The organism is Actinomyces sp. ICM47, from assembly GCF_905369875.1.
Taxonomy (GTDB): Bacteria; Actinomycetota; Actinomycetes; order Actinomycetales; family Actinomycetaceae; genus Pauljensenia.
On record NZ_CAJPJE010000064.1, the window covers coordinates 1 to 10,050 of the forward strand.

7 protein-coding genes and 1 pseudogene are annotated in these 10,050 nt (G+C 64.0%); 6 read left to right on the forward strand and 2 right to left on the reverse strand.

Features of this window, described 5'->3' with window-relative positions:
• Nucleotides 1-124: 124 nt before the first annotated feature.
• Nucleotides 125-877: pseudogene (locus QZ149_RS09575) on the forward strand (alpha-L-fucosidase); the annotation flags it as partial.
• Between the two features lie 3 nt (nucleotides 878-880).
• Here the strand turns inward: QZ149_RS09575 and QZ149_RS09580 are convergent.
• Nucleotides 881-1,624 carry a hypothetical protein gene (locus tag QZ149_RS09580; RefSeq protein WP_291451213.1) on the reverse strand — a complete coding sequence of 248 codons (744 nt, stop codon included), beginning with the start codon at nucleotides 1,622-1,624 and terminating at the stop codon, nucleotides 881-883.
• Complete coding sequence (locus tag QZ149_RS09585) at nucleotides 1,621-2,532, reverse strand: Nif3-like dinuclear metal center hexameric protein (protein ID WP_291451214.1); 912 nt, start codon at nucleotides 2,530-2,532, stop codon at nucleotides 1,621-1,623. The genes QZ149_RS09580 and QZ149_RS09585 overlap by 4 nt, the downstream gene beginning before the upstream one ends.
• A gap of 61 nt (nucleotides 2,533-2,593) precedes the next feature.
• Here QZ149_RS09585 and lipB point away from each other — a divergent pair, with 61 nt between their 5' ends.
• From lipB to QZ149_RS09610, 5 genes are all read left to right on the forward strand, one after another.
• Nucleotides 2,594-3,271 carry a lipoyl(octanoyl) transferase LipB gene (gene lipB, locus QZ149_RS09590; RefSeq protein WP_291451215.1) on the forward strand — a complete coding sequence of 226 codons (678 nt, stop codon included), beginning with the start codon at nucleotides 2,594-2,596 and terminating at the stop codon, nucleotides 3,269-3,271.
• Complete coding sequence (gene lipA, locus QZ149_RS09595) at nucleotides 3,268-4,335, forward strand: lipoyl synthase (protein WP_009647820.1); 1,068 nt, start codon at nucleotides 3,268-3,270, stop codon at nucleotides 4,333-4,335. Before lipB ends, lipA begins: the two co-directional genes overlap by 4 nt.
• Complete coding sequence (locus QZ149_RS09600; protein ID WP_291451216.1) at nucleotides 4,332-5,825, forward strand: class I adenylate-forming enzyme family protein; 1,494 nt, start codon at nucleotides 4,332-4,334, stop codon at nucleotides 5,823-5,825. The genes lipA and QZ149_RS09600 overlap by 4 nt, the downstream gene beginning before the upstream one ends.
• Before the next feature lie 78 nt (nucleotides 5,826-5,903).
• Complete coding sequence (locus QZ149_RS09605) at nucleotides 5,904-7,271, forward strand: NAD(P)/FAD-dependent oxidoreductase (RefSeq protein WP_291451217.1); 1,368 nt, start codon at nucleotides 5,904-5,906, stop codon at nucleotides 7,269-7,271.
• 173 nt (nucleotides 7,272-7,444) lie between these two features.
• Nucleotides 7,445-10,050: tetratricopeptide repeat protein (locus QZ149_RS09610; protein WP_291451218.1), on the forward strand; the 2,606-nt coding region annotated here is incomplete at its 3' end.

Below are 10,050 nucleotides of genomic sequence, written 5' to 3' on the forward strand. Positions count from 1 at the left end.
GGACGCCTCGAACACCTACGCGGCATCGCCCAAGGATTCGTCAACCACCGAAACTACCGCCTACGCTGCCTCCTCCACTCCGGCGGATTCCAACACCTCCTACACCCTTAAATGCGAAGAGCCGGTTATCTCCGTGTGCGGCCCGGACGTGCGCTGGTGTGGCAACGAGGCGGGCTCCGTTCGAGCCAACGAATGGTCGGTCGTTCCCGCTTCTCTGCGCGAGGCCGAACGCACCGCAGAAAAGTCGCAGAAGGCCGACGACGGCGAATTCTCCCGACAGGTGGCCTCCGGCGACGAGGACCTGGGATCGCGCGAGGCATTGGCGGACTACTCCAGTCCCCTGGCGTGGTACCCCGCGGAGGTCAACACCTCGACGCGCACAGGCTGGTTCCACCACGACGTCGAAGACTCCCAGGTGCGCAGCGTCGATGAGTTGTTCTCGATCTGGAAGGGTTCGGTCGGCGGCAACGCAACCTTCCTCTTGAACGTTCCCCCGAACCGCGACGGCCTTCTCGCAGATGCCGACGTGCAGGTCCTTGCGCGCCTCGGCGAAAAGATCGCGGACTTCCGCGCGCGCCGCGTCGACGCCTCCCGCGAGGACGAGGGCAACGTCGTCACGCTACGCTTCGACGCGCCGCACACGGTGGGTGCCGTGGTGCTTGAGGAGGACATCGCGCAGGGCCAGCGCATTGACGAGGCCGTGGTGAGCGCGTGCGTGGAGGGCAGCCCTGAGCAGGAGATCGCTCGCGTTCACTGCGTGGGCTACCGTCGCATTATTACCTTGGATAAGCCCGTGACCGCCACCCGGGTGCGGGTGACGGTCACGACAAGCAGGCAGGGCTTCTACCTGGCGGATGTCTACGCGGTTCGGGCCTGAACTTCAGCGCGGCGTGTTCGCCGCCGTGCGCACGACGATCTGGGACGTGTCCTCGGTCAGGTACAGCTCGTCGGCGGGGGTCAGGCGGATGCGCTCGAGTTCCATCGGGCTGAGGTCGGCGGCCACGCCGATACCGTAGCCGTCGCGCACTTCGATGACGGCGAGGGCACCGTTGCGGCGGCGCGCCTCCTCGTATTCTTCGAGCAGGGCGTGCGGGAGACGCTCAGCCAGCGCGCGGCGCGCTGCGATGACGCTGCGCAGCTCGTCGTCAGCCTCGGCGACGTCGGCTTGGAACTCGGCCTTGAGGCGCTCAATGTCGGTGGCGATGGCCTGAGCTTCTTCCTTCATCTTCTCCTGCGCGGCGCGTGCGGCTTCGACGCGCTCCTCGGCGTCCACCTGGTCGTTTTCGAGCTTGGCCAGGCGGCGATCCACCTGTGCGATCTCGTGTTCCATTGCGGAAATGTCGCGCAGGGGCACCTGGTTGTTGTCGATGCGGCTCTGCTGGCGCTTGCGGCGCTCGCTCACCTTGGCGATCTCGTCCTCGATGCGGGTCACCTCTCGGGTGGTGTCCGTGATGAGGGCGCTCTGAGTGATGGCGGCGCGCTGCAGGTCGGCGACGCGGCCCGCGAACTCGCGCACGGTCGCGTGCGCGGGGTGGGAGTCGCGCTTGTGGCGCAGCGCCGATTCCTTCTGGTCAAGCTTCTGGAGCTCGAGAAGGTCGAGCTGGTCGGTGTGCGTCGCTTTCACGCTAGTTCTCCCTGGGTGACTCGGTAGCTGGTCCATGGCTCGGTGACAATCGTAGAGACTTCGACGCGAAGTTCCACTTCAGAAGCGCTGGCCGCTGCCCGGATACGGCGGGCGAGGACGGGTAGCCACGGGGCTTCTGTCGCCCAGTGGGAACCGCACAGCAGCGCGGGGCGTCCGCCCTCAAGGTGCTCGGAGGCCGGGTGGTGACGCAGGTCGGCCGTAAGGTACACGTCAACGTCGGCGGCGCGCGCGGCGTCCAGTGCACTGTCCCCCGCGCCACCCAGGACGGCGACCCGGGACACTGCCATAGCCTCGTCCCCTCCGACGAGGAGGCCGGTGGGGCCGGCGGGGAGCACGGAGGCGACGTGGTCGGCGAAGGCACCGAGCGTCGTAGGTTCGATGGTCCCGACGCGCCCCAGGCCAATCTCGTGTCCCTCGGCATCAACGCCGCAAGGTTCGAGCGGTACGGTATCGCGCAGGCCAATGAGGTCGGCGAGTGCCGTTGCAACGCCCTCGCAGGCGACGTCGGCGTTCGTGTGCGCGTTAAAGAGGGAGACACCCGCACGGATCAGCCGCGTCACGACTGCTCCCTTCGGGTCGGTGATCGGCAGGAAGGACGCTCCGCGCAGGAGCAGCGGGTGGTGCGTGATCACCATGTCGTAGGGATGTCCGTCACTATCCGGTCCGGCGACGGCCTGCTCGGCGATGGCGGCGGTCGGGTCGAGGGCCAGGAGAAGAGAGCGTACGGGGGCGTCCGGGTCGCCGACGATCAGGCCGACGCGATCCCAGGATTGCGCCGTGGCTTGCGGGTACCAGGACTCCATGAGGGCCATGAGGTCGCGGACGCGCCACGAGGCCTGGGCTGAGTCGGGGGCGTCGGGTTCGGAAGAATGAGAGGACAATCGCATGCGATAAGCATACCGGACCCCCAACAAGCAAGGGACCCTGCCCGCGACTATGATCACATCCGTGCAGATTTTGAGTCTCCTCGACCAAGGGTTGGTCGATTATTCGCAGGTTGATGCGCTCCAGCGCTCCCTGCACGAGGAGGTCCTCGCAGGCGGCGAGGACACGCTGATTGTTTCCCAGTTCACGCCCACATGGACGGCTGGGCGCCACACGAAGCCCCAGGACATCCCCTCGACGACCATTCCCGTGATCCGCACGGATCGCGCGGGGTCGGCGACCTGGCACGGGCCGGGTCAGCTCGTTGTGTACCCCGTCGTGCGCCTGAAGGAGCCGGTCGATCTCGTCCAGTGGATTCGCGCGGTCGAGGCCTCGGTCATCGACACGGTGCGTGAGGCCTGGGGCCTGCCCGTCCACCGCATCGAAGGACGCGCGGGAGTGTGGCTCACCGAGGAGGGACGCCGCGACCGCAAGATCTGCGCGATCGGTCTGAAGGTCGCGCGCGGCGCGACCCTGCACGGCGTCGCCCTGAACGTGGACATCGACCCTGCCCATGCCTTTGAGGGGATCATCCCCTGCGGCCTGACCGACGCGGACGTGACCTCCCTGTCCTGTGAGGGCATCCACACGACCGTCGCCGAGGCCGCGACTCAGCTCATCCCACGCATGGTGGAGCGCATCGCCCCCTGCCTGGCAACCACGCCCGCTACTGTTTCCTACACGACGAGGTCATCGCTATGAGTACACTGCCCGATCCCGAGGGCCGCAAGCTGCTGCGCATCGAGGTGCGCAATTCGCAGACGCCGATCGAGAAGAAGCCCGAGTGGATTCGCACGACCGCGAAGGCCGGCGAGAACTACCAGGACATGCGTTCGCTCTCGCATGCGAAGGGCCTGCACACGGTGTGCGCCGAGGCCGGGTGCCCCAACATCTACGAGTGCTGGCAGGACCGCGAGGCGACGTTCCTCCTGGGTGGTGCCCTGTGCACGCGTCGTTGCGACTTCTGCGATATCGCGACGGGGCGTCCCACCGAGTACGACAAGGATGAGCCGCGTCGTATCGCCGAGTCCGTGCGTGACCTCGACCTGCGCTACGTGACGATCACGGGCGTGACCCGCGATGACCTGCCCGACGGTGCCGCGTGGCTGTATGCCGAGACCTGCCGTCTGATCCATGAGCTCAACCCGGGCACGGGCGTGGAGCTCTTGGTCGATGACTTCCGCGGTCAGGCTGACTCCATCGACATGGTTGTGGAGGCTGGCCCGCAGGTTTTCGCGCACAACCTGGAGACGGTGCCGCGTATTTTCAAGAAGATTCGTCCGGCCTTCAACTATGATCGCTCGCTCGCGATGATCAAGCGCGCCCACGACGGCGGCATGGTCACCAAGTCGAATCTGATCCTGGGCATGGGCGAGACGCGCGAGGAGATCAGCGCGGCGATGCGCGACTTGCACGAGTCGGGCTGCGATCTGCTGACGCTCACGCAGTACCTGCGTCCCTCGCCTCTGCACCACCCGATTGATCGCTGGGTGCACCCCGAGGAGTTCGTGGAGATGGCCGCCGAGGCCGAGGAGATGGGCTTCGCCGGTGTCATGGCCGGCCCCCTTGTGCGTTCCTCGTACCGTGCGGGCCTGCTGTGGGCGAAAGGCATGCGTGCCCGCGGCTTCGAGATCCCCGAGCAGCTGCAACACATCGCGAACTCCGGCTCGACGCTGCAGGAGGCAGGGTCGGTGCTGGCTCGCCTGAAGGAGCGCTCGGAGCGTCACGCGGCCATGGCTGCCGCGAAGGCCGCCGCAGCCTCGTGACCCCCGACTATTCGCCCGCGCGGGCTCTGCTGGCCTCAGCGCGCCGCCACCCCGAGCGGCTCTCCCTGGTCGACGCGGTGACGGGCCAGGAGTGGACCGTCCGGGAGGCTGCCGAGACGGTCGCTCGCCTGGCTCGTGCTTTCGCGGAGGCGGGTATCGGCGAGGGCACGCACCTGGCCGTCATCGGTGCAAATTCGCCGTGGCACTACATCGTGCACGTCGCGGCCTCGTGGCTGCGCGCGGTGACGGTTCCGTTCTCCCCGCGCATGCCCGCCTCGGCGCTCACATCAATGTGCGCTCAGGTGGGGGCCTCGTGGGTATTCCACGACGAGGTCTCCTCCCCCACTGCGCTCGCCCTGGCTTCCGTGGGCTTGCACCGGGCGTCGTTTGGTGACCTGGCTGCCTGGGTGGATCGCGCGACGCCGATGCGCACCGCGCCCGCGCGCTGCGGGAGCGAACTGGCGGCCGTCCTGTTCACGTCGGGGTCGACGGGCACACCTCGTCCCGTTGAGCTGACCCACGAGGTCATGTGGTGGGGGTCGACGAATTTTCGTGAGGGCTTCGACTACGCGCCGACCTCGTCGGTCGTGGGCGTGTGCGCGCCCGTCAGCCACATCGGCGGCTTCAACGGCACGTCGATGGACGTGTGGACGCGCGGCGGGACGCTGGTGACGTTGGGTTTCCCGGGTTCCTTTGATGCGCGCGGCGTGCTGGACGCGATTGGGCACTATCGGATCACCATGATGTTCGCCGTGCCCGCGATTGTGCGCGCCCTCGTTGAGGAGTTCGAGCGCGGCGGAGGAGACCTGTCCTCGTGGGTGCGGCCCCTGATCGGCGGCGACGCGATGACGGCGGACCTGGCGGACGCGATGCGTCGCGTGGGCCTGTCCCCGATCCACGTGTGGGGCATGACGGAGACCTCGGGGGCCGGAACGGTCGCGACGCCCGACTGCGGTGCGCCCGCCGGGTCGCTCGGTGCCCCCTTCCCCTACGTGGACCTGCGGGTGATGGCCACTCCCGAGCGCGAGGCCGACGCAGGCGAGATGGGCGAAATCTGGGTGCGAAGCCCCGGCGTCGTGCGCGGCGAGGAGTGGCTGCACACCGGCGACCTTGCTACGCGCGACGAGAACGGCTGGCTACACCTGGTGGGACGAGCCCACCGTATGATCAACACAGCTGGGGAACTCGTCGCTCCCCCCACCGTCGAGCGCGCGCTGCGAACCCTGGACACCGTGTCCGACGCCCTCGTCGTAGGGCTGCCGGACGAGCGCTGGGGGCAAATCGTCGCCGCGCTCATCGTCCCCTCCCCCGCGGGCCGCGCCCAGGCCTCGTCGATGAACGCCGCAGCACTGTCGGAGGCCCTGAGCGAGACCCTGGCACCCTGGGAGAAGGTGCGGCGGATTGTGGTCGTGGACGAGCTGCCGACGACGCCCACGGGCAAGCCCGATCCCCTTGCGGCTGCTGAGATTTTGATGGCGTCAAGACACTAGAGACAAGTGCGCGCGACATCACAATTTACGTGCGCCACATTTAGGTAAGATTAGCCTTGCTTTATCGAAGGAGATCTTATGTCCCGCCATCGCATCGTCATCATCGGCTCTGGTTTCGCAGGCCTCACGGCCGCTCGTCGACTAAAGAAGGTCGACGCCGATATCACCATCCTGGCTCGCACGTCGCACCACCTGTTCCAGCCCTTGCTCTACCAGGTGGCCACGGGCATCCTCTCCGAGGGCGACATCGCCCCCACCACGCGCGAGATCCTGCGCCGCCAGAAGAACGTCACGGTCTTGCAGGCTCTCGTCGAGAAGATCGACGTTGAGGCGCGCGTCGTCAAGTGGCGCAACCACAACAAGTACGAGCAGACCGAATACGACACGCTGATCGTCGCGGCGGGCGCCGGTCAGTCTTACTTCGGCAACGACCACTTCGCGGTGTTCGCGCCGGGCATGAAGACCATCGACGACGCGCTCGAGCTGCGCGCACGTATTTTCGGCGCGTTTGAGCTGGCCGAGATTGAGACCGACCCTGCCCTGGTGGGCAAGCTCCTCACCTTCGTCGTCGTGGGCGCGGGTCCGACGGGCGTCGAGATGGCCGGGCAGATCCGCGAGCTCGCCTCTCACACGCTGAAGGGCGAGTTCCGCAACGTCGATCCGACGAAGGCTCGCGTCATCCTGGTGGACGGTGCCGAGCACCCACTCCCCCCGTTCGGCGAGCAGCTCGGCCACAAGACCGAGGAGACCCTGGCGGGGCTCGGCGTCGAGATGAAGATGAACGCGTTCGTGACCGACGTGGACGCCGAGGGCGTGACACTGAAGTACAAGTCCGGCGAGGAGGAGCGGATCGAGTCCGTGTGCAAGGTGTGGGCTGCGGGTGTGTCCGCGAGTCCGCTGGGCCGGGCGCTGGGCGAGGCGACGGGCGCCGAGGTGGACCGCGCAGGCCGCGTCACCGTCAACAAGGACCTCACCCTGCCGGGTCACCCCGAGATCTTCGTGCTCGGTGACATGATGGCCTTCCCGGGCGTACCGGGCGTCGCACAGGGCGCGATCCAGTCCGCCCGCTTTGCCGCCGACACGATCGCGGCCCGCCTGGCCGGTCGCGCCCCGAAGGCCACCGAGTTCGTCTACAACGACAAGGGCTCGATGGCGACGATCGCGCGTTTCAAGGCGGTCGTGAAGATGGGTAACACGAAGATGACGGGCTTCACCGCGTGGGTGGCCTGGTGCTTCCTGCACCTGCTCTACATCGTCGGATTCAAGTCACAGGTGGGCACGCTGGTCAGCTGGTTCTTCAGCTTCATGTCCAGCGCACGCCCCCAGCGCACGACCACGAACCAGCAGCTGGTGGGCCGCCTGGCCATGGAGCAGCTCGGAGCGGGTGCCTCCGGCAAGCTCGTCGCCGGCGAGGACGTCGTCGAGGAGCGCATTCACGAGGCCTGAGAACTTCACGCACTGACGGTCTCTTCAAGCGCGCGTTCGGGCACAGTATGAAGGCGTGCTGACAAACAGGCAGACAGGCACGGTGTGGGGCCGGAAGCAAGAGCTTCCGGCCCCACTGTCACACCATCTTATGTCCGGTGACATGCGCTCCCGTACGCATGTAGACTGTGCGCATGAGCGCAAATGTCAAAACGGCAGATCTGGCAATCACCATTGTCGTTACCTTACTAAAAGCGGCTGGCCTGGGACCCGAAGCAGACCGCATTTTGGATGCGATTGAGGGAGCCAAAAGCTGTATTGGTCTTATCGATGACATTAAGAACGAAATAGTTTCAGACCCCAACAAGGACTTGATTCGATCACTCTTCAAGACAATGGAAGAGGAGGTTCGCAGTATCAAGGACGATCTCAAAGAGCAGGGACTAGGAAAAGATGAGATTGAGTCTACTGCTGACGCGCTGATCGAAACAACGCGTCTCACGGTCAAACAGCTCGCACAGGACGACGACGCCCTTCTGGATGCAGCACGGCTGCCGGATAGCTTTTTCAAAGTATTAGTACATAGGGCAGAACCACTTCCCGACTGGTGCGACGACACAATTGGGAAACTGTACGAACAGCTTCTCAAACGCGTGTCGGCAGAATTTATCGAACGCGCTAAAGACTTTGATAGATTCGACAAGGTTGCGCTTGCTAGTTTGTTGCGCGACAACCTCTCAGCAAAGAAGCAGAGGAATCGCATTGAGCGCGGAGTCCAGGAGAATCGGGCTATCAACCTTGAAACGAATCGGGTCGTCAAAGAGGATCGGGCTACCGGCCTTGAAACGAATCAGATCGTCAAAGAGCTAGTACAGCGCCACCCTTATTCAATTCCGAGCCGCTTAATTTTTGGCAGTAGGCCAGACGTGGTAGCGGAAGACCGTTTCATCGAGCGTAGAGAGCAAAAGCAGTTGAACTCGCTCATTGCCGATCCAACGAGAGGACGCACCGTGTTGGTAGGCATGCGCGGCTGCGGGAAGACTCAGCTTGCTGCATCTCTCGCCAAACAGTGCGAAGACGCAAACTGGAACCTCGTCGCATGGTTAAACGCGGTATCACGCGAATCAATCCAGAGCGACCTGGTCGAACTCGCCAAGCAACTCGGAATTGGCACGAGCGACCAACCAACTCAGGAGCAGATCATCGCACGCTGTCTGAACTACCTGCGCTCGAACGAAGCGTCGGACAGAATCGTCATCTTCGACAACGTCGAGGACATCAATCATCTTCGAGGACTTATGCCGAACGGCAACGGCCTGCGTGTAATCGCAACGACGACGAACAACAGCGGCTGGGAATATCCAGACTGGACCATCATCAAGGTCGGGGTGTTCGATCGCAGCGAGTCGATCAACTACCTCCTCAAGGTCACCGCGTCCGACGATCAGAACGCCGCAGATACATTAGCCGAGCGCCTCGGTGACTTGCCTCTCGCTATTGCCCAGGCCGGCGCAACCGCACGTCTCCAAGATCTGTCACTGGCCCGGTATCTGAAGCGACTGGAGTTGCGCCGCCGGAAACCCACCATTCGCGCCGTGCCTGGAAGCGACTACACGGACGACATCGCCACGGCACTGTTGATGGCCGTCAAGGACACTATCGAGGGTCTTGAACGCAACACGAAGGAGACAGCTCAACGCCAGTTGGGTGCGCTCGCGCTGCTTGCGGAATCCGGTGTGCCCACGCGGTGGCTTGACCCCACCGTTGAGCAGCTGAATGACGACGAGTCTCCTGACACTCAGCGGGACACGGATGAGGACGCCCATGATGCGCTCACTGAACTCATTCACAGGTCCATCGTCCAGCAGTCCGCAGACGGCTCAACGACAATGCTGCACCGACTCCAGGCACAGGTGCTGCGCGAATCCTGGCGCGAAGAAGAACGTGAACAAGCATGCGAATCAGCTGCCGCGCTGCTCGGTTCTGTAGACATCGATAGATTCCGCGCAGACGATCCGGATGCACGTTTTCAAGAAACACGCAACCTCATCGAACAGATTCGTACCATTAGTGAGCAGGGGCATTCAAAATCTCTCTTCAAATATGAACAGATCGCATTGATTCTTTCCCACACCCTCTCGCACGCACGCGATCTCGGGATTCTCTACGAAGCACTCGCTCTCGAAGAGCCCGTACTGGCAACTCTGAATATGGCACAGCTAGACGAAATAGCCGCTCTCAATTTGAAGGAACAGCTCGCATACACGTACATGTATGCAGAGCAGTTCGACAAAGCGTTCGACCTATACACGCAGGTCATCGATGATCGGACAGCTATTCAAGGCCACAACCACCGTGACGCCCTGAGCTCACGCAACAACCTCGCATACGCCTACTACTGGGAGGGCCACACCGACAAGGCTATTGATCTTTTCGAGCAGGTCCTCGACGACCGCACGCGCATCCTGAGCAGCGACCACGAGGACACGCTAATGACGGGCAGCTACCTTGCCCTCGCATACGCGGACGACGGCCAGCTTGAGCGCGCCATCGCTCTGGGCGAGCAGGTCGTCAAAGACCGTGACCGAGTCCTAAAACCGGACCACAAACACACCCTCGTTACACGTAACAACCTCGCCAACGCATACAAATCCGCCGGCCGCCTCACCGATGCCATCAAGATGTACGAGTACGTGCTAGAAGCACGCATCCGCACCCTAGGCAACACACATCACCACACACGTATCACGCGCAACGATCTCGCACAGACATACGAACAAGCAGGCGATCTTCCCAAAGC